Source organism: Pseudomonas sp. BT-42-2, from assembly GCF_025847435.2.
GTDB lineage: Bacteria > Pseudomonadota > Gammaproteobacteria > Pseudomonadales > Pseudomonadaceae > Aquipseudomonas > Aquipseudomonas urmiensis.
This window is the reverse complement of record NZ_JAOYTM010000009.1, coordinates 314986-333685: the sequence shown is the minus strand read 5'-3', so window position 1 is coordinate 333685 and position 18700 is coordinate 314986. Positions and strand designations below refer to the sequence as shown.

17 protein-coding genes and 5 tRNA genes are annotated in these 18700 nt (G+C 60.2%); 20 read left to right on the top strand and 2 right to left on the bottom strand.

What is annotated here, in order from left to right; translation table 11 throughout:
* The first annotated feature begins 49 nt into the window (after positions 1-49).
* The 13 genes from astA to mgtE all read left to right on the top strand — a co-directional run bounded on the left by astA (position 50) and on the right by mgtE (position 12425).
* Positions 50-1078, top strand: coding sequence for an arginine N-succinyltransferase (gene astA / locus OIU19_RS11590; RefSeq protein ID WP_186557425.1), 1029 nt, complete (start codon positions 50-52; stop codon positions 1076-1078).
* Positions 1078-2541: a succinylglutamate-semialdehyde dehydrogenase gene (gene astD / locus OIU19_RS11585; protein ID WP_264235100.1), complete on the top strand. Its 1464-nt coding sequence runs from the start codon at positions 1078-1080 to the stop codon at positions 2539-2541. The genes astA and astD overlap by 1 nt, the downstream gene beginning before the upstream one ends.
* 23 nt (positions 2542-2564) lie before the next feature.
* Positions 2565-3914, top strand: coding sequence for an N-succinylarginine dihydrolase (gene astB / locus OIU19_RS11580; protein WP_264235098.1), 1350 nt, complete (start codon positions 2565-2567; stop codon positions 3912-3914).
* A 13-nt stretch (positions 3915-3927) separates the two neighbouring features.
* A complete protein-coding gene (locus OIU19_RS11575; RefSeq protein ID WP_264235097.1) occupies positions 3928-4218 on the top strand; it encodes a topoisomerase II in 291 nt (96 codons plus the stop codon).
* A 10-nt stretch (positions 4219-4228) separates the two neighbouring features.
* Positions 4229-5236: a succinylglutamate desuccinylase gene (gene astE / locus OIU19_RS11570; protein WP_264235096.1), complete on the top strand. Its 1008-nt coding sequence runs from the start codon at positions 4229-4231 to the stop codon at positions 5234-5236.
* Positions 5237-5619: 383 nt separating this feature from the next.
* Entirely contained in the window at positions 5620-8244 is a 2625-nt protein-coding gene (gene alaS / locus OIU19_RS11565; RefSeq protein WP_264235095.1) for an alanine--tRNA ligase, read from the top strand.
* A gap of 85 nt (positions 8245-8329) precedes the next feature.
* The gene (locus OIU19_RS11560; protein WP_264235094.1) at positions 8330-9565 is read left to right on the top strand and encodes an aspartate kinase; all 1236 of its coding nucleotides are present in this window, start codon (positions 8330-8332) and stop codon (positions 9563-9565) included.
* A gap of 170 nt (positions 9566-9735) precedes the next feature.
* On the top strand, positions 9736-9924 hold the full coding sequence (csrA, locus tag OIU19_RS11555) for a carbon storage regulator CsrA (protein ID WP_003254503.1): 189 nt from the start codon (positions 9736-9738) through the stop codon (positions 9922-9924).
* A gap of 72 nt (positions 9925-9996) precedes the next feature.
* Positions 9997-10087, top strand: a tRNA-Ser gene (locus OIU19_RS11550).
* 107 nt (positions 10088-10194) lie between these two features.
* Positions 10195-10271: transfer RNA gene (locus tag OIU19_RS11545), tRNA-Arg, on the top strand.
* Between the two features lie 72 nt (positions 10272-10343).
* A tRNA-Arg gene (locus tag OIU19_RS11540) sits at positions 10344-10420 on the top strand.
* Positions 10421-10493: 73 nt separating this feature from the next.
* A tRNA-Arg gene (locus tag OIU19_RS11535) sits at positions 10494-10570 on the top strand.
* 412 nt (positions 10571-10982) lie between these two features.
* Positions 10983-12425, top strand: coding sequence for a magnesium transporter (gene mgtE / locus OIU19_RS11530; RefSeq protein ID WP_186555922.1), 1443 nt, complete (start codon positions 10983-10985; stop codon positions 12423-12425).
* A gap of 65 nt (positions 12426-12490) precedes the next feature.
* Here mgtE and OIU19_RS11525 read toward each other — a convergent pair whose 3' ends face one another.
* Complete coding sequence (locus OIU19_RS11525; RefSeq protein WP_003254499.1) at positions 12491-12817, bottom strand: Arc family DNA-binding protein; 327 nt, start codon at positions 12815-12817, stop codon at positions 12491-12493.
* Between the two features lie 345 nt (positions 12818-13162).
* Between OIU19_RS11525 and phnN the strand changes: the two genes are divergently transcribed.
* The 6 genes from phnN to ppk2 all read left to right on the top strand — a co-directional run bounded on the left by phnN (position 13163) and on the right by ppk2 (position 16852).
* The gene (phnN, locus tag OIU19_RS11520) at positions 13163-13774 is read left to right on the top strand and encodes a phosphonate metabolism protein/1,5-bisphosphokinase (PRPP-forming) PhnN (RefSeq protein ID WP_264235092.1); all 612 of its coding nucleotides are present in this window, start codon (positions 13163-13165) and stop codon (positions 13772-13774) included.
* Positions 13775-13887: 113 nt separating this feature from the next.
* Positions 13888-13964: transfer RNA gene (locus tag OIU19_RS11515), tRNA-Arg, on the top strand.
* A gap of 123 nt (positions 13965-14087) precedes the next feature.
* The gene (locus OIU19_RS11510) at positions 14088-14459 is read left to right on the top strand and encodes a DUF3302 domain-containing protein (protein WP_186555924.1); all 372 of its coding nucleotides are present in this window, start codon (positions 14088-14090) and stop codon (positions 14457-14459) included.
* A gap of 3 nt (positions 14460-14462) precedes the next feature.
* Positions 14463-15422 carry an HlyD family secretion protein gene (locus OIU19_RS11505; RefSeq protein WP_264235091.1) on the top strand — a complete coding sequence of 320 codons (960 nt, stop codon included), beginning with the start codon at positions 14463-14465 and terminating at the stop codon, positions 15420-15422.
* A 122-nt stretch (positions 15423-15544) separates the two neighbouring features.
* Positions 15545-15994, top strand: a complete 450-nt coding sequence (locus tag OIU19_RS11500) for a YMGG-like glycine zipper-containing protein (protein WP_186555926.1) — start codon at positions 15545-15547, stop codon at positions 15992-15994.
* 48 nt (positions 15995-16042) lie between these two features.
* Positions 16043-16852 carry a polyphosphate kinase 2 gene (ppk2, locus tag OIU19_RS11495; RefSeq protein ID WP_264235090.1) on the top strand — a complete coding sequence of 270 codons (810 nt, stop codon included), beginning with the start codon at positions 16043-16045 and terminating at the stop codon, positions 16850-16852.
* Positions 16853-16904: 52 nt separating this feature from the next.
* Here the strand turns inward: ppk2 and OIU19_RS11490 are convergent, their stop codons facing one another.
* Positions 16905-17465: a hypothetical protein gene (locus tag OIU19_RS11490; protein ID WP_264235089.1), complete on the bottom strand. Its 561-nt coding sequence runs from the start codon at positions 17463-17465 to the stop codon at positions 16905-16907.
* Between the two features lie 219 nt (positions 17466-17684).
* Here OIU19_RS11490 and OIU19_RS11485 point away from each other — a divergent pair, with 219 nt between their 5' ends.
* A complete protein-coding gene (locus tag OIU19_RS11485; RefSeq protein WP_264235088.1) occupies positions 17685-18683 on the top strand; it encodes a sensor domain-containing diguanylate cyclase in 999 nt (332 codons plus the stop codon).
* Positions 18684-18700 lie beyond the last annotated feature (17 nt).

Sequence of the window (18700 nt, the reverse complement as noted above, 5' to 3'; positions counted from 1 at the left end):
CGGCAGCAGAGTTTCGCGGCAGGCACAGACCGCCGCACAAGGAGATAGCATGATCGTTCGTCCTGTACGCAGCAGCGATTTACCCGCGCTGATCGAATTGGCCCGCAGCACCGGCACGACCGGGCTCACCACCTTGCCGGCCAACGAGGAGCGCCTTGGCCAGCGGGTGCGCTGGGCCGAGAAGAGCTTTAACGGCGAAGCCGGGCGCGGTGACACCGATTACCTGTTCGTGCTGGAGAACGACGAAGGCCTGGTCGTGGGTATCAGTGCCATCGCCGGTGCGGTCGGCTTGCGTGAGCCTTGGTACAACTACCGTGTCGGGCTGACGGTCAGCGCCTCGCAAGAGCTGAACATCTATCGTGAAATCCCCACGTTGTTTTTGGCCAACGACCTGACCGGCAATTCCGAGCTGTGCTCGCTGTTCTTGCGTAGCGACTATCGCAATGGCCTCAATGGCCGCCTGTTGTCCAAGGCGCGGATGCTGTTCATTGCTGAGTTCCCCGAGCTGTTCGGCAAGAAGGTGATCGCTGAAATGCGCGGTATCTCCGACGCGGCCGGTCGCTCGCCGTTCTGGGAATGCCTGGGGCGGCATTTCTTCAAGATGGAGTTCAGCCAGGCGGACTATCTCACTGGCGTGGGCAACAAGTCGTTCATCGCTGAACTGATGCCCAAGTTCCCGTTGTATACCTGCTTCCTGTCTGAAGCGGCGCGCGAGGTCATTGGCCGGGTGCACACCGACACCGAGCCTGCACTGGCCATGCTCGAGCGCGAAGGCTTCAACTATCAAGGCTATGTCGACATCTTCGACGCAGGCCCGGCGATCGAGTGCGAGACCGCCAAGATCCGTGCCGTGCGCGAGAGCCAGAACCTGGTGTTGGCGGTGGGTACGCCGGGCGACGACGCTACGCCTTATCTGATTCACAACCGCAAGCGCGAAGACTGCCGCATCACCGCCGCGCCCGCTCGCCTGGCAGCGGGCACCTTGGTGGTCGATCCGCAGACCGCCAAGCGCCTGCGCCTGGGCGCAGGCGATCATGTGCGGGCGGTGCCGCTGTCGGCCGCGCGGGAGGCTCAGTAATGACGACTCATTTCATCGCGGGACACTGGCAAGCGGGGCAGGGCGAGCCACTGCAATCGCTCAATCCGGTCACTCAGGCAGTCGTTTGGCAAGGTCAGGGCGCCACTGCCGCTCAAGTCGAGGCGGCGGTGACAGCCGCGCGGCAGGCCTTCCCGGCCTGGGCGCAACTGAGCCTGGATGCGCGTATTGCCGTGCTCGAGGCGTTTGCCGATCAGCTCAAGGCCAATGCCGACGAGCTTGCGCGTTGCATCGGTGAAGAAACCGGCAAGCCTTTGTGGGAGTCGGCCACCGAAGTGACCAGCATGGTCAACAAAGTGGCGATCTCGGTGCAGAGCTATCGCGAGCGCACCGGCGAAAAGAGTGGTCCGCTGGCGGACGCTACGGCTGTGTTGCGGCACAAGCCGCATGGCGTGGTGGCGGTGTTTGGCCCGTATAACTTCCCCGGCCACCTGCCTAATGGTCACATTGTGCCGGCGCTGTTGGCGGGGAACTGCGTGGTGTTCAAGCCAAGTGAGCTGACCCCCAAGGTCGCCGAGTTGACAGTCAAATGCTGGATTGCCGCCGGCTTGCCTGCGGGTGTTCTCAACCTGCTGCAGGGCGCTCGCCAGACGGGTGTCGCCCTGGCCGCCAATCCAGGTATCGATGGCCTGTTCTTCACCGGCTCCAGCCGTACCGGCAATCTGCTGCACCAACAGTTCGCAGGGCGCCCGGACAAGATCCTTGCTCTGGAAATGGGCGGCAATAATCCGCTGCTGGTCGATGAGGTCAAGGACCTGGACGCTGCGGTGTACACCATCATTCAGTCGGCCTTCATTTCTGCGGGGCAACGCTGCACCTGCGCACGCCGCTTGCTGGTGCCGCAAGGTGCATGGGGTGACGCGCTGCTGGCGCGCCTGGTCGAGGTGAGTCGCACGATCAGCGTTGGCCCGTTCGATCAGCAGCCGGCACCGTTCATGGGCTCGGTGATTTCCTTGCAGGCCGCCCGGGCATTGCTGGATGCGCAACACGCGTTGCTCGGCAATGGCGCTGTAGCGCTGTTGGAAATGACCCAGCCGCAGCCTGACGCCGCGCTGTTGACCCCGGGCATCCTCGATGTCACCGCTGTGGCTGAGCGTCCGGACGAGGAATTCTTCGGGCCGTTGCTGCAAGTGATCCGCTACAGCGATTTCGACGCCGCCATCGATGAAGCCAATGCTACCCAGTACGGCCTGGCGGCGGGCCTGCTGTCAGACTCGCGTGCGCGCTACCAGTACTTCTGGCTGCGCAGCCGTGCCGGCATCGTCAACTGGAACAAACAGCTGACGGGGGCGGCCAGCAGTGCGCCGTTCGGCGGTGTGGGTGCCAGCGGCAACCACCGCGCCAGTGCCTATTACGCGGCCGACTACTGTGCCTATCCGGTGGCTTCGCTGGAGACCGCCAGCCTCGCCCTGCCGGCGACTTTGACGCCGGGCGTCACCCTATAACAAACGGTCTCGGAGCCTAGCCGATGAAATCCTACGAAGTGAATTTTGATGGCCTGGTGGGGCCGACCCACAACTACGGCGGTCTGTCTTACGGCAACGTGGCCTCGCAGAGCAATAGCCAGCAGTGCTCCAACCCGCGTGAAGCGGCGCGCCAGGGCCTGGCCAAGATGAAGGCGTTGAGCGACCTGGGCTTCAAGCAAGGCGTACTGGCCCCGCAGGAGCGGCCGGATGTCGCCGCCCTGCGTCGGCTGGGCTTCTCTGGCAGCGATGCCGAGGTGATCAACCGCGCCGCGAAAGAGGCCATGCCGCTGCTGGTCGCCAGCTGCTCGGCGTCGAGCATGTGGGTGGCCAATGCCGCCACGGTCAGCCCGAGCGCCGATACCGCCGATGGTCGCGTGCATTTCACCGCTGCCAACCTCAACTGCAAGTACCACCGCAGCATCGAGCATCCGACCACTAGTCGAGTATTGGCAGCCATGTTTACCGATGAGCAGGTGTTCGCTCATCACCAGGCGCTGCCTGCGGTGGCGCAGTTCGGCGACGAAGGTGCGGCCAACCATACGCGCTTCTGTCGCAGCTATGGCGAGCCAGGGGTCGAGTTCTTTGTCTATGGCCGCAGTGCCTTTGACAGCCGCTTCCCGGCGCCGCAAAAGTACCCGGCCCGGCAAACCCTCGAGGCCTCGCAGGCCGTGGCTCGGCTGCATGGGCTCAGCGACGACGGGGTGGTCTACGCTCAACAGAACCCGGCAGTGATCGACCAGGGCGTGTTCCACAACGACGTAATCTCGGTGGGCAACGGCGAGGTGCTGTTCTACCACGAAGACGCCTTCCTCGAGACCGATGCGGTACTTGCGCAACTGCAAGCTAAACTGGCCAGCAAGGGCGCCAACTTCCAGGCCATCCGGGTGCCTCGGGCGGCGGTAGCGGTAGAGGACGCGGTGCGCTCCTACCTGTTCAACAGCCAGCTGCTCTCGCGCGAAGATGGCTCGATGCTGTTGGTGGTGCCGGAGGAATGCCGCAACAACGAGCGGGTCTGGAGTTATCTTGGCCAGCTGACCCGCAATGGCGGCCCGGTCAAGGAGGTCAAGGTATTCGACCTCAAGCAGAGCATGCAAAACGGCGGTGGCCCGGCTTGCCTGCGCTTGCGCGTGGCCTTGAAGGAATCGGAACTGGCGGCGGTCAATCCAGGCGTTATCATGTCGCCGTCGCTGTACGACACCTTGGTCCAGTGGGTCGACAAGCATTACCGCGATCGCATGAGCGAGACCGACCTTGCCGACCCGCAACTGCTGGTCGAGTGCCGTACGGCCCTGGATGAATTGACCCAGATCCTCATGTTGGGCTCGGTCTATCCGTTCCAACGCCAACCTTGAAGAGAGAATTGTAATGTCCGACGCCCTGCACCTGATCCTTGAAGATGAAGACGGCACCCAGCTGGAAACCTCCTGCACGCGGTTTGCCGTGGTCTGGCAAGGTAAAGAAGTGTGGATCCAGCAGGACGGCCGCGGCCAGCTGCTGATCGGCGTCGATGTCGCCGAAGACGACACCGAGTACGCCAACCTGCTGCTGCGCCCGATGGCCACCAACCTGGTCAGCCTGGAGCTGGAAATGGAGTCGGCAGAAGTCGGCGACGATGACGACCACGTCCACGGTCCTGACTGCGGTCACCACCACTAAGGAAACGCCTATGCTCGCCCTCGGCAAATTGCTTGAGCTGACCCTGACCGATCACGAACCGGCCGAGAAGACCCAAGTGACCACCCGGGGCGTGCGTTTGCGCTGGCTGGGCGAGGGTGCGTTGGAAGTGCGCCCGCCTGAAGGTGAGGATTGCGGCCTCGACCTGCTGTTGTCAGCCGGCATCCATGGCAACGAGACTGCCCCGATCGAGCTGCTCGAAAGGCTGCTGCACGGTGTGGCCAATGGCGAGATCAGACCGCGCGCGCGAGTGCTATTCCTGTTCGGCAACCCGCCTGCGATCCGCAAGGGCGAGCGTTTCATCGAGCAGGATATCAACCGCCTGTTCAATGGCCGTCATGAGCTTTCCAGTGGTTTCGAAGCGTTGCGCGCTGCTGAGCTGGAGCAGTTCGCCCGGGTGTTCTTCAGCAAACCTGAGCGCACCCGCCTGCATTACGACCTGCATACTGCCATCCGCGGCTCGAAGATCGAGCAGTTCGCGCTGTATCCGTACAAGGAAGGGCGCAAGCATTCGCGCCGGGAGCTGGCGCGCCTGGCAGCGGCGGGCATGCAAGCGGTGCTGCTGCAGAGCAAGCCTTCGATCACTTTCAGTGCCTTTACCTATGAGCAGCTGGATGCTGAGGCCTTCACCCTGGAGTTGGGCAAGGCGCGGCCATTGCGACACAACCAGCAAGTCAATCTCGACCGGCTCGAGACTCGCCTGCGGCAGATCATCGAAGGCAACGAACCGCCGACCGATGAGACGCTCGATGGCTTGCAGCTGTTCAGCGTGGCGCGTGAGATCATCAAGCACAGCGACTCTTTCAACTTGCATCTGCCGACGGATATCGAAAACTTCTCCGAGTTGGCCAAAGGCTATCTGTTGGCCGAAGACCTGGCCGAGATGCGCTGGGTGGTTGAGGAGGAGGGCGCGCGGATCATCTTCCCCAACCCTAAAGTGCGTAACGGCTTGCGCGCCGGCATCCTGATCGTGCCGACTTCTGAACAGCTGCTGGGTTGAGCGTGCATGTTGGCGTGAAAGCGAGAACGAGAGAAAGAAACAGCGTGGGAGCGGGCTTGCCCCGCGATAGCGGTTAGCGATTCGCCTCCCGTTCTGTCACTGCACCCAAGCAAATCCTTGGATCCAAACACCGATGAAAACCTTTTAATTCACCACCTATTCCATTTTCCCTTCCCCTGAGCGGTAATTGGCTTGCCACCGGCCAAACGCTCGCCTTAGCATCCCGGTCATGTTTTTGCCCGCGTTGAGCTGAAATTCCGTCCAATCGACGGTCTCCATCGCATAAACACACTGCACCGAGATTGCAGGACCGATATAATACGGCCCTTTGCCGTCGTTTCGACGCGTTTGCCTTAACGGCCGCCGTTTCCGTGGAAGAACCTATGAAAAGCGCAGAAATCCGTGAAGCCTTCCTCCGCTTCTTCGAGGAGCAGGGGCATACCCGAGTCGCCTCCAGCTCCCTGATTCCGGGCAATGACCCGACCCTGCTGTTTACCAACGCCGGTATGAACCAGTTCAAAGACTGCTTCCTCGGCCAGGAAAAGCGCGCCTACACCCGCGCTGTCAGCAGCCAGAAGTGCGTACGCGCCGGCGGCAAGCACAACGACCTGGAAAACGTCGGCTACACCGCGCGTCACCACACCTTCTTCGAAATGCTGGGCAACTTCAGCTTCGGCGACTATTTCAAGCGCGACGCGATCACCTTCGCCTGGACCTTCCTGACCTCCGACAAGTGGCTGAACCTGCCCAAGGAAAAGCTCTGGGTCACCGTCTACGCCAGTGACGATGAAGCCTACGACATCTGGACCAAGGAAGTCGGCGTGCCAGCCGAGCGCATGGTGCGCATTGGCGACAACAAAGGCGCGCCCTACGCCTCCGACAACTTCTGGACCATGGGCGACACCGGCCCGTGCGGCCCATGCACCGAGATCTTCTACGATCACGGCGCCGACATCTGGGGCGGCCCACCCGGTTCGCCAGAAGAAGACGGCGACCGCTACATCGAGATCTGGAACAACGTCTTCATGCAGTTCAACCGCACCGCCGATGGCGTCCTGCATCCGCTGCCAGCGCCGTCGGTCGACACCGGCATGGGCCTGGAGCGGATCAGTGCGGTCATGCAGCACGTGCACTCGAACTACGAGATCGACCTGTTCCAGAACCTGCTGGCAGCTGCGGCCAAGGCCATCGGTTGCAGCAACGACGGCCAGGCTTCGCTGAAGGTCGTCGCCGACCATATTCGCTCGTGCGGCTTCCTGATCGCCGACGGCGTGCTGCCGTCCAATGAAGGCCGCGGCTACGTGCTGCGCCGGATCATTCGCCGTGCTTGCCGTCACGGCAACAAGCTGGGTGCCAAGGGCAGCTTCTTCTACCAGATCGTTGCGGCACTGGCGGCCGAGATGGGCGAAGCTTTCCCTGAGCTGACCAGCCAGCAGGCGCATATCGAGCGCGTGCTCAAGGCTGAAGAAGAGCAGTTCGCCAAGACCCTCGAGCAGGGCCTGCGTATCCTCGAGCAAGACCTGTCGCAGCTGCAGGGCACTGTCGTCCCAGGCGACGTGGTGTTCAAGCTGTACGACACTTACGGCTTCCCGATGGACCTGACCGCTGACATCGCCCGCGAGCGCGAGCTGAGCATCGACGAGGCTGGCTTCGAACGTGAGATGGACGCCCAGCGTGAGCGTGCCCGCTCCGCCAGCGCCTTCGGCATGGACTACAACAGCCTGGTCAAGGTAGACACCGCCACCGAGTTTCTCGGCTACGACGCCACCGAAGGCCAGGGCAAGGTCATTGCCCTGTACAAGGATGGCCAGGCGGTCGATCAGCTGGGCGAAGGCGAGCAGGGCGTGGTTGTCCTGGATCGCACGCCGTTCTACGCCGAATCCGGTGGCCAGGTCGGTGACTCTGGCTACCTGCAGTCCGGCGCTGTGCGCTTCGACGTGCAGGACACTACCAAGACCGGTGGGGCATTCCTGCACCATGGCGTGGTCGCCAGCGGTGCTCTGGTCATCGGCTCGCCGGTTGAAGCCAAGGTCGACGCCGAGGTGCAACACGCCACCTCGCTGAACCATTCGGCCACTCACCTGCTGCACGAAGCGCTGCGTCAGGTGCTGGGTGAGCACGTCCAGCAGAAGGGCTCGTTGGTCGACAGCCAGCGCCTGCGCTTTGACTTCAGTCACTTTGAGGCGCTCAAGCCAGAGCAGATCAAGGCCCTGGAAGACATCGTCAACCGCGAAGTGCGCAAGAACACTGAGGTGTTGACCGAACTGACCGATATCGAAACCGCCAAGCGCAAGGGCGCCATGGCGCTGTTCGGCGAGAAGTATGGCGACACCGTGCGTGTGTTGAGCATGGGCGGCGATTTCTCGGTGGAGCTGTGCGGCGGCATCCATGCCAAGCGCACTGGCGATATCAGCGTGTTCAAGATCATCAGCGAAGGTGGCGTGGCCTCCGGTGTGCGTCGTATCGAGGCGATCACCGGCGCCGCGGCCCTGGCTTACCTGAACGCTGCCGAAGAGCAGGTCAAGGAAGCCGCGCAACTGGTCAAGGGCAACCGTGACAATCTGATCGACAAGCTGTCGGCTGTGCTGGAGCGCAACCGTCAGCTGGAGAAGCAGCTCGAGCAGCTGCAGGCCAAGGCCGCCAGCGCCGCCGGGGACGATCTCTCCAACGCGGCTGTTGAGGTCAAGGGCGCCAAGGTTCTTGCCGCACGCCTGGATGGTCAGGACGGCAAGGCCTTGCTGGCCCTGGTCGATCAGCTGAAGAACAAGCTCGGCCACGCAGTGATCCTGCTGGGCAGCGAGCATGAGGGCAAGGTCGTGCTGGTGGCTGGCGTGACCAAAGACCTCTCCGGCCAACTCAAGGCCGGCGATCTGATGAAGCAGGCCGCTGCAGCGGTAGGCGGCAAAGGCGGTGGTCGTCCGGACATGGCCCAGGGTGGCGGCGTTGACGTCGCTGCGCTGGACAGTGCCCTGGCCCTGGCTGTGCCGTTCGCCGAACAGGGGCTTTGAGATGAAGCGGCCCGCTGTCTAGTAGCGGGCCGCTTCATGTTGGATTGATTATTGGGTGCCCATCGTGGGCAGAGGCAGCTTTGAAATGGCGTTGATCGTACAGAAATTTGGCGGCACCTCTGTCGGTTCCATCGAACGAATCGAGCAGGTTGCCGACAAGGTCAAGAAATTCCGTGACGCGGGCGATGACCTGGTGGTTGTGCTGTCGGCCATGAGCGGGGAAACCAACCGCCTGCTGGACCTGGCCAAGCAGATCAGCGACAAGCCGGTTCCGCGTGAACTGGATGTGATCGTCTCGACCGGCGAGCAGGTGACAATTGCCCTGCTGGCCATGGCCTTGATCAAGCGTGGCGTGGATGCGGTGTCCTACACCGGTAACCAGGTGCGCATCCTCACCGACAGCGCGCACAACAAGGCGCGCATCCTGCAGATCGACGACCACAAGATCCGTGCCGACCTCAAGGCAGGTCGCGTGGTGGTGGTTGCTGGTTTCCAGGGTGTCGACGAGCACGGCAGCATTACCACTCTGGGCCGTGGCGGCTCGGACACCACCGGTGTTGCCCTGGCCGCGGCGCTCAAGGCCGACGAATGCCAGATCTACACCGATGTCGACGGCGTCTACACCACCGACCCGCGTGTGGTGCCCCAGGCCCGTCGCCTGGAGAAGATCACCTTCGAAGAGATGCTGGAAATGGCCAGCCTCGGTTCCAAGGTGCTGCAGATTCGCTCGGTGGAGTTCGCCGGCAAGTACAACGTCCCGCTGCGCGTGCTGCACAGCTTCAAGGAGGGTCCAGGTACCCTCATTACCATTGATGAAGAGGAATCCATGGAACAGCCGATCATTTCCGGTATCGCCTTCAACCGTGATGAGGCCAAGCTGACCATTCGTGGCGTACCGGATACCCCGGGCGTTGCTTTCAAGATCCTCGGCCCGATCAGCGCTTCGAACATCGAAGTGGACATGATCGTGCAGAACGTCGCGCACGATAACACCACCGACTTCACCTTCACTGTGCACCGCAACGAATACGAAGCGGCGCTCAAGGTACTGGAGAACACCGCTCGTGAGATCGGTGCCCGTGAAGTGATCGGCGACACCAAGATCGCCAAGGTGTCCATCGTTGGTGTTGGCATGCGCTCGCACGCCGGTGTTGCCAGCCGCATGTTCGAAGCGCTGGCCAAGGAGAGCATCAACATCCAGATGATCTCCACCTCCGAGATCAAGGTCTCGGTGGTCATCGAAGAGAAGTACCTGGAGCTGGCGGTGCGTGCTCTGCACACCGCATTCGAGCTGGACGCCCCTGCCCGTCAGGGCGAGTAAGGCGCTGCCTGGGGAAGGGCGCGGCTTGCCGCGCCCTTCGCGTTTCTGGATGCCATGGAGAGTCCTGTCCTACTCACTATGGCAGCCACACGGGCCCTGCCTTCGTCCCTAGTGCACGGCCCGGCTACCACAGACTGTTATCCCTGATTGAACTGCGTAAGGAGAAAGCTATGTTGATTCTGACTCGTCGGTGCGCCGAGAGCCTGATCATTGGTGACGGTGAGATCACCGTTACGGTCCTGGGTGTCAAAGGCAACCAGGTGCGTATTGGCGTCAGCGCCCCTAAGGAAGTGGCCGTTCACCGCGAGGAAATCTACCTGCGAATCAAGAAAGAGAAGGATGAGGAGCCAAGCCTTTAATTCTTTTGAAGTTTTTTTCAAAAAAAGGGTTGCAAACGAGGAGGAGGCTGTTTAATATTCGCCTCGTGTTGCGGTGAGGTGGCCGAGTGGCCGAAGGCGCTCCCCTGCTAAGGGAGTATACCTCATAAGGGTATCGGGGGTTCGAATCCCCCCTTCACCGCCATTATTTGCGTAGGGCGCTTCAGCTGGACAAGATTGCTAAGTCGTTGATTTTAAACGAAAAAGCACTTGTCAAAACGGTAAAGCGAACTATAATGCGCGGCAAGAATTGGACTCATAGCTCAGCTGGATAGAGTACTCGGCTACGAACCGAGCGGTCGCAGGTTCGAATCCTGCTGAGTCCACCATACAACATGACGATTTTGCTTGCAGGGTCGGATTGTTTAACCAGTGGTAATCTGGTCTAAAACTACCAACTTGGACTCATAGCTCAGCTGGATAGAGTACTCGGCTACGAACCGAGCGGTCGCAGGTTCGAATCCTGCTGAGTCCACCATATAGCACGGCGATTGTGCTTGCACGGTCGCCTTGTTTCAACCAGTGGTAACCTGGTCTAAAACTACCAACTTGGACTCATAGCTCAGCTGGATAGAGTACTCGGCTACGAACCGAGCGGTCGCAGGTTCGAATCCTGCTGAGTCCACCATATACAGCAAAAAGCCCGCTTTTATAGCGGGCTTTTTGTTTTCCGCTATTCACTGAATTGTCAGTGATGTCCAGCTAGACTCTCAGATAAGCCCACTAGGGCTGCAGCGCTTAGCCAGGCAATCATTACCTCACGGCTTGAGCATTGTCCTTGTGCTTTTTTATAGGCAGCCGCCGTCGCACTGATGGCTTCGAGCGTTGTCATAGCTTTATCGCGCAAACGATTGTTCTTGCCAAAAATTTAAGCGATCTGACAGCTTTTGCAGTGTATGATTGCGCCCGTCAGCCCCGCCGGGGCTTGTGGAATACCACCATGGACTTACCCAGTAGTTACTCCCTAACACGATTTGCCAAGTTAGATCTGACCGATTGATTCCCCCGGCGTGCTCCGCTGCTGGGAGTGGAGTTCGCCTATGACCGAAGTAGAAGTAAAGAAAGCCCAAGAGAGCCTGCAGGATCGCCTGGCTCAGGTGATCGATCTATTGCAGCGCCAGCGGGTAGTTGAAGACCTGACTCATCGTCAGGAAGGTCATCACCATGACCTGGTGGAAAATCTTGTCCACCGCCAGAATCTGGTTGAGCTGCAGCGCAAGCTCGACGATCTGCACCCTGCCGACATCGCCTACATTCTCGAAGCCCTGCCGCTCGACGACCGTCTGACCGTATGGCAGCTGGTTCGCTCCGAGCGCGATGGCGACATCCTCCTTGAGGTATCCGACGCGGTCCGTCAGACCCTGATCGCCGACATGGACGATCACGAGCTGCTCGCCGCCGCCAAGGAGATGGACGCTGACGAACTGGCGGACCTCGCTCCTGAGCTGCCGCGTGATGTCGTTCATGAGCTGATGGAAACCCTCGATGCCCAGCAGCGCGAACGCGTCCGTTCGGCCCTGAGCTACGATGAGGAGCAAGTGGGTGCGCTGATGGACTTCGAGATGGTCACCATCCGCGAAGACGTCAGCCTTGAGGTGGTATTGCGTTACCTGCGCCGTCTCAAAGAGCTGCCTGGCCACACCGACAAACTGTTCGTAGTCGACTACGACGGCATCCTCAAGGGCGTGCTGCCGATCAAGCGCCTGCTGGTCAACGACCCGGACAAGCAGGTGGCCGAAGTAATGGCGACCGATCCGGTGTCGTTCCATCCGGACGAAGATGCCTACGATGCGGCCCAGGCCTTTGAGCGTTACGACTTGGTTTCCGCGCCGGTGGTAGACAAGAGCGACCGCCTGATCGGCCGTCTGACCATCGACGAAATGGTCGACCTGATTCGTGAGGAGAGCGAGAGCGAAGTCCTCAACATGGCCGGTCTGCGCGAAGAGGAAGACATCTTCGCCTCGGTCTGGCGTTCGCTGCGCAACCGTTGGGCGTGGCTGGCGATCAATCTGGTGACTGCGTTTCTCGCTTCGCGGGTGATCGGACTGTTCGAAGGTTCCATCGAGAAACTGGTGGCGCTCGCGGCATTGATGCCGATCGTGGCGGGCATTGGCGGCAACTCGGGCAACCAGACCATCACCATGATCGTCCGCGCCATGGCCCTGGACCAAGTCAGCCCTGGCAACACCGCGCGGCTAATGCGCAAAGAGCTGGCGGTTTCTCTGATAAACGGCCTGATCTGGGGTGGGGTGATCGGGGCGGTGGCGTACTGGCTCTACGGTAGCTGGTCCCTCGGGCTGGTAATGACCGGGGCGATGACCTTGAACCTGCTGTTGGCAGCATTGATGGGCGTATTGATTCCAATGACCCTGGCACGTCTGGGGCGCGACCCGGCAATGGGCGCGAGCGTGATGATCACTGCAGTGACCGACAGTGGTGGTTTCTTCATCTTCCTTGGCTTGGCCACCTTGTTCCTCATGTGAGTGAACAAACTCCAGACGAAAAAAAGCCAGCATAAGCTGGCTCTTTTTTTGATCGCTGGAAGGGGTCAGGACGCGTCAGCGGCCATCTCCACGTCGTGGGCGATCAGTGCCACCAGGGCATTCTGCTGGCGGTGAGAGAGCTGCCGGAAGCGCTGCAACAGCTCGCGCTCGTGCAGGCTCAGCTCGGGGCTATCCAAACGCATGCTCAGCTCGTCGCCCAGTGCGCCTTCCTGGATAAGGCTCTGTTCCAGGCGGGCGATGATCTCGGAGTTCATGCTGCGGTGATGGTTGCGGGCTACCTCGGCAATGCGCTCACGCATCCCGTCAGGCAGGCGGACGACAAACTTGTCAGCGGTGCGGCTCGAATAGATAGCCTGTTTCATTGGGCGCATATAAATTGACCGGTTTACTGGTTCAGGGGAAGCGGTTCTCAAATTGGCCGCACGGTGGAAGTACGACCGTGGCGACGACAAAATGTTCAACCGTGATGTAATTTTGGGTGCTCATCTTGCCTCAATGTCGCCGTTTCCTTGGCGTCAATTCTGTGACAAATAGTGATCCGGATAAAGGCTTTTTGCCAGTACCAATTATCAGAAATGAGCACTGGTTTGAAAAGTTTTGCTTTAGTCGGATGGTCTTTGACGTCAGACCTTTGTCGTCAAAATCTGGTAACGGTCGGCAAAGGCAGGGGAAAACACCTAGAATGCGCAGGTTCCCTACTAGAGAGCATAGTGGCTATGCAACATGACGCAAGCGGCGTTCCGACTAAGACAGGGCGCCTGATATTCCTGGTTGGACCCTCTGGATCGGGAAAAGATTCCCTGATTGACGCCGCTCGCGCGAAATTGACTACACACGGCGTCGAAGTTGCCCGTAGGGTCATTACCCGCTCGGCCGAGGCCAAGGGCGAATCAGCTCACGGCGTGACCCAGGACCAATTCGAAGCAATGCGCGAGGCGGGGCAGTTTGCCATGCATTGGCGGGCCAATGGCCTTGCGTACGGCATTCCTGCGCAGATTGATCGTTGGTTGGAGGCGGGGCATCACGTTTTGGTCAATGGCTCGCGTGCTTACCTGGCTGAGGCCCGTCGGCGCTACCCTGATCTACTGGCCATTCGCCTGGATGTTGCTCCGCAGGTGCTACGGCAACGGCTGCTGGCGCGCGGTCGGGAAACGCTCGAAGAGATCGAGCGCCGCCTGCAACGTAATGCCCAGTTAGCCAAGCAGGACGATCAGAGTGTGCAGGTGCTGGATAACTCGGGGACGTTGCACAAGGCGGTGATGGGATTATTTGACTTGTTGCATCAGCAGGGCTTGCTTGAGGCCGTAGAGCAGGGCCACGCCTGCTAGAACTCAGAGAAAGGGATTACCTGCAAAAAGCCCGAATCAAGCATGACAAACGCCAGCCTGCTGGTTAACATGCTCGCCGTCACGCCCGTTCGTCAGTCATTGACGGCAACTGTGTCTCAGTAGCTCAATTGGATAGAGCATCCCCCTCCTAAGGGGAAGGTTGGCAGTTCGAACCTGCCCTGGGACACCATATCATCTCTATCGCTCGTCTTTTTTGCCTTTGACGCTGGTTCCAGCGACTCAGCCTAATAGTTAGGCCAAGCTTGTCTAAACTGCTTCCACCACATCTCTCTTTTGGATGTACGGAGCAGCCATGCTTGATTACTTCGCACTCGGTGTGTTGATTTTCGCAGGTCTGGTGTTGTTCTACGGCATCATCGTGCTGCACGACATCCCTTACGAAATTGCCGTTCATCGCAACCATCCGCACCAAGACGCTATCCACGCCACCGGTTGGGTCAGCTTGTTCACCCTGCACGCGTTATGGCCGTTCCTGTGGATCTGGGCAATGCTCTACCGCGAGGATCGCGGCTGGGGCATTGGTACAAGCACAGGCTTGGATCGCCATAGCCCAGCAGCTGAGTTGCAGCAGCAGATCGTCGAACTGCAACAGCGTGTGGCGCATCTGGAAGCGAGGCAGGCCAACCCTCGAGACAGTGAGTACGAGTCCGGCGGGGGGATCTAGACCATGGACCTGCTGCTGATCCTCACCTACGCCGCGATCTGCATTGCAATCTTCAAGCTGTTCAACATTCCGCTGAACAAGTGGACTGTGCCCACCGCCGTATTGGGCGGTGTGGTGATGATCGGCGCACTGATTTTCACCATGAACTACAACCACCCTTATTCGGAGGTGGCGCGTTCTTATTTCGTTTCAGTGCCGGTGGTGCCAGTGGTCAGCGGCAAGGTGATTGATGTGCCGGTCAAGGGCAACGAGCTCTTGCAGGAGGGCGATGTACTGTTTCGCATCGATCCCGCGCCTTTTCAGTACCGCCTGCAATCGCTCAAGGCCCAGCAGGTGGCGGCAAGGGGCGATCTGTTTCGCATTAACGAGCTGATCAAGCGCAATTTCGGCACCCGGCGTGAGCAAGAAGCAGCGCTGGCCCGGGTCGGCGACCTGCAGGCGCAGATCGACAATGCCCAGTTCGAGCTGGACAACACCGTGGTACGCGCCCCGAGCAAGGGCTTTGTCACCCATGTGTCACTGCGGCGCGGGATGATGGCGACGCGTTTGCCACTGCGCCCGTCGATGGTGTTCATCCCGCAGGAGGGCCAGTACTTCGCTGCGTGGATGCGCCAGAACAGCCTGCTGCGCCTGGTCGCGGGCGATGAAGCGGAAGTGGCGTTCGATGGCATCCCGGGCAAGGTGTTCAAAGGCCGGGTGAAGAGTGTCATCACGGTAATTGCCGAAGGCCAGGTGCAGCCTTCTGGCACGCTGGTGAGCTACACCGGCTCGCCACCGCCTGGGCGGGTGCCGGTGATCATCGAAATCACCGATCCGGCGTTTGCCCAGTACAGCGCGCAGATGCCGGGCGGCGCTTATGGCCAGGCGGCGATCTACAGCAAGCACTTCGAACACATCGGCACCATGCGTAAGATTCTTCTGCGCATGTCGGCCTGGATGAACTACATCTTCCCGTTCCACTGATGGCAACGCCGACCCTCGGCGCACCGCTGGGCGGTAGATGCAGGCAGGGTAGGGAGCGCGACCTACACTGAACCAGGCTGTTTCCTCTCACCCGCTTTCAGGCGCAGGTTGCAAAAATCATCATGCTCAGGCCATCGTCGCTCAGCCTTTTTATCGCCTTGCTGCTGGCTAGTGCCCAAGGGGTAGCCGAATCTGTGGTGCCCTTGCGCGGCCAGAACTCACAGCAGACTCAAGCTGACATCAGTGAATGCCACTCCATTGCCAACAGCGCCAGCAGCACCCCGCCTGCCTCGGGTGGTCGGCTCAGAGGTGCGGCGGTCGGCGCCACGGCCGGGGCAGTCGGCGCTCAGGTTCGCGGCAACCAGCACGAAGAAGTCTATGACCGTATCGACGATGACGTGAAACAGGAGTACCGACAAAACCGCGCACGCGAGACTGCGGCTGCCGGTGCTGTGGTGGGTGGCGCCAGGCAGCGCCAGGAACGTCGCCAGCAACGCCATAACGCTGAATCGACCAATGCCAGCGCGTACACCAGCTGCCTGCAAGGCAAGGGCTATCAGGTCACGCCTTGAGTGCAGCGACCCGCAGCACCCAGCCACGTGTCACCAGGAGGTATAGGCATGTCCAAGAGCAAGAAAGGCAAACCGCAGAAGGGCGAGAAACTGAAGAACAAGGACTACCTCGAACACCTGCGTCATCTGCATGTCGAGTTGGTCAAGTTGCAGGAGTGGGTCAAAGCCAAGGGCATCAAGGTCTGCATCATCTTCGAAGGCCGTGACGGTGCGGGCAAGGGCGGGACCATCAAGGCCCTGACCGAGCGGGTTAGCCCACGCGTGTTTCGGGTAGTGGCCCTGCCAGCACCGAACGACCGGGAAAAAAGCCAGATGTACCTGCAGCGCTATCTGCCGCATTTGCCTGCCGCAGGAGAGGTAGTGATCTTCGATCGCAGTTGGTACAACCGCGCCGGCGTCGAGCGGGTCATGGGTTTTTGCACCCAGGAGCAGGCCGAGAGCTTTCTCAATGCCGTGCCAAGCGTGGAGCGGGCGATCATTGATTCGGGGGTGATACTGCTCAAGTACTGGCTGGAAGTCAGCGAGCAGGAGCAGACCCGACGCCTTGAGGCGCGCATCGAGGATGGGCGGAAAATATGGAAGCTGTCGCCAATGGACCTTAAGTCCTACAGCCGCTGGTATGACTATTCGCGCGCACGGGACGAGATGTTCAGAGCGTCTGACACCGGCCATGCCCCCTGGTTTGTCGCTGACTCAAATGACAAGCGCCGCGCCCGCCTCAACATCATTGCCGATCTGCTCAGCCGAATCCCGTACAAGGACGTGCCACGCGAGAAAGTGAAGTTGCCCAAGCGGCAGAAACCCGGGAACTATCGCGAGTCGGATTATCAGTTCAAGCGCGTAGCAGAAAAATTCTGAGTGCTAACGGGTAGGGGCGGGCGTATCCGTTTACGCTGCCCCGGCCAGCCTATCAGCTGGCCATGACGTGCAGGTGATCCTTGTGTTGTTCTGCGCTCCGGGCCGCGGCCGGATTCGATCCCGGATCAGCTGCCGCCGTATTCAGGGCCTGTTGCTGAAGCTTGGCCTGGGTCTTGAGCTCGATGTCCTCTTTCAGTCGCTGGGCGATCTGGTCAAGGATCTTCTGCTTTTGTTCTGGCGGCAGGGCCTCGAACTCCTCAGGGGTCAGGCCGAGCTGCGCAAGAATCTTCTCCTGGATTTTCTCCTCCGGGGTCTTGCTCATGTAGTCGCGAAACTCCTGCAGCGCATTACTGCCGTCCTGCGTGCCGATACTGGCCTGCTGGCGGGCGCTGATATCAGGATTTTGCAGCGCTACCTTGAGCTTGGCGAAGGCTTCCTCGCGAGCATCTTCAGCGTTTTGCTGTGAGGTGTTGGCTTGGCTGTTGTGCTGGCCGGTGGTGTTGGTTGCGACGGTCTGGCGTACCGGCATGACCTCGGCCAGGGCCTGTTCGTTAGCGATACGGCTTTGTGGCTGTACAGCATTCTGCCAGCCCAGCCCATTGAGGCTGATCATCGTGACTCCTCCTTGGAATATTCAAAGGCAGGGCAGAAGGGGCAAAAGCTGTGCCAGCCTGGGAATACGGCTAAATAGCCCATCGGGAGTATTCCAGCCGCCACCCCGGTAGGAATATGCTTGCCACGCACAGGAACAGGATTGCCGCCAGCGGCAAAAGCAATGTTGCTCAGCAGCCCCGCACAGGGGCGCAGTTGCTGGACACTACGGAGAGCGTCCATGAGTCAGGAATCAAGGCCGGTACCCGCCGGCTTCAGTGAACAGCAGTTGCACACCCTGTTCGAGCTGATCAGCGATGGTATCTGGGATTGGGACGCCAATAGCGGCTACGTCTATAGAAACCCTGGTTGGTACGCCATGTTGGGTTACCAGAGCCATTCGCTGGATAACAGCGTGCTGACCTGGGAAAGCGTGATCCACCCTGAAGATTATCCACGGGTGATGGCGCACTTCGAGGCCTACATCAACCAGCGTAATGAACATTACCGGATCGAGTACCGCTGCCGCTGCCAGGATGGCAGTTACCTGTGGATCGAAGACAGTGGCCATATCATTGCCCACAACCCGGATGGCTCGGTGGCGCGCATGCTCGGTGCTCATCGCAACATCGATGCGGGCAAGCGCCTGGTGGCCGAACTCGAACAGAAAAACCATAGCCTGGAAGCCCAGGTCGCCGAGCGCACCCGCGAGCTGTCCTGGGTCAACCAGCAGCTGCAACGCCAGCTGGATGAAAACCGAGAACTGGCTGAACGCGATGCGTTGACCAGAATCGCCAACCGCTATCGGCTGGAAAAGGCCTTGCAGCAAGAATGTGAACGGGCGCGACGCTTTCGTCAGCCGTTTTCCCTGCTCGCCATGGACGTCGATGATTTCAAACCGATCAACGATCGCTATGGCCATGCCCGTGGCGATGCGGCATTGATCGAATTGGTCGAGCGCATTCGCCTGTGTTTGCGCGAGCAAGACCTGCTGGCCCGTTGGGGCGGTGATGAGTTTGCCGTGGTCCTGGCGCAAACGTCCTTGAATGAAGCGCTTGAGCTCGCTGCGAAGATTCGCCGGGCACTGGAGCAGATCGAGCCGGTCGGCGATTGCCGCCTGACCCTTAGTTACGGTGTGGTGCAGTGCCAGCAAGGCGAAGACCCAGCTGGGCTGCTCGGGCGAGCCGATAAAGCCCTGTACCGCGCCAAGGCAGCAGGTAAGAACGTCATCAGCGAATAAAAAAAGACCCGCGGAGC

Coding starts and splice junctions, on each gene's coding strand:
- astA (WP_186557425.1), top strand. CDS start 50: ATGATCGTTCGTCCTGTACGCAGCAGCGATTTACCCGCGCTGATCGAA.
- astD (WP_264235100.1), top strand. CDS start 1,078: ATGACGACTCATTTCATCGCGGGACACTGGCAAGCGGGGCAGGGCGAG.
- astB (WP_264235098.1), top strand. CDS start 2,565: ATGAAATCCTACGAAGTGAATTTTGATGGCCTGGTGGGGCCGACCCAC.
- OIU19_RS11575 (WP_264235097.1), top strand. CDS start 3,928: ATGTCCGACGCCCTGCACCTGATCCTTGAAGATGAAGACGGCACCCAG.
- astE (WP_264235096.1), top strand. CDS start 4,229: ATGCTCGCCCTCGGCAAATTGCTTGAGCTGACCCTGACCGATCACGAA.
- alaS (WP_264235095.1), top strand. CDS start 5,620: ATGAAAAGCGCAGAAATCCGTGAAGCCTTCCTCCGCTTCTTCGAGGAG.
- OIU19_RS11560 (WP_264235094.1), top strand. CDS start 8,330: ATGGCGTTGATCGTACAGAAATTTGGCGGCACCTCTGTCGGTTCCATC.
- csrA (WP_003254503.1), top strand. CDS start 9,736: ATGTTGATTCTGACTCGTCGGTGCGCCGAGAGCCTGATCATTGGTGAC.
- mgtE (WP_186555922.1), top strand. CDS start 10,983: ATGACCGAAGTAGAAGTAAAGAAAGCCCAAGAGAGCCTGCAGGATCGC.
- OIU19_RS11525 (WP_003254499.1), bottom strand. CDS start 12,817: ATGCGCCCAATGAAACAGGCTATCTATTCGAGCCGCACCGCTGACAAG.
- phnN (WP_264235092.1), top strand. CDS start 13,163: ATGCAACATGACGCAAGCGGCGTTCCGACTAAGACAGGGCGCCTGATA.
- OIU19_RS11510 (WP_186555924.1), top strand. CDS start 14,088: ATGCTTGATTACTTCGCACTCGGTGTGTTGATTTTCGCAGGTCTGGTG.
- OIU19_RS11505 (WP_264235091.1), top strand. CDS start 14,463: ATGGACCTGCTGCTGATCCTCACCTACGCCGCGATCTGCATTGCAATC.
- OIU19_RS11500 (WP_186555926.1), top strand. CDS start 15,545: ATGCTCAGGCCATCGTCGCTCAGCCTTTTTATCGCCTTGCTGCTGGCT.
- ppk2 (WP_264235090.1), top strand. CDS start 16,043: ATGTCCAAGAGCAAGAAAGGCAAACCGCAGAAGGGCGAGAAACTGAAG.
- OIU19_RS11490 (WP_264235089.1), bottom strand. CDS start 17,465: ATGATCAGCCTCAATGGGCTGGGCTGGCAGAATGCTGTACAGCCACAA.
- OIU19_RS11485 (WP_264235088.1), top strand. CDS start 17,685: ATGAGTCAGGAATCAAGGCCGGTACCCGCCGGCTTCAGTGAACAGCAG.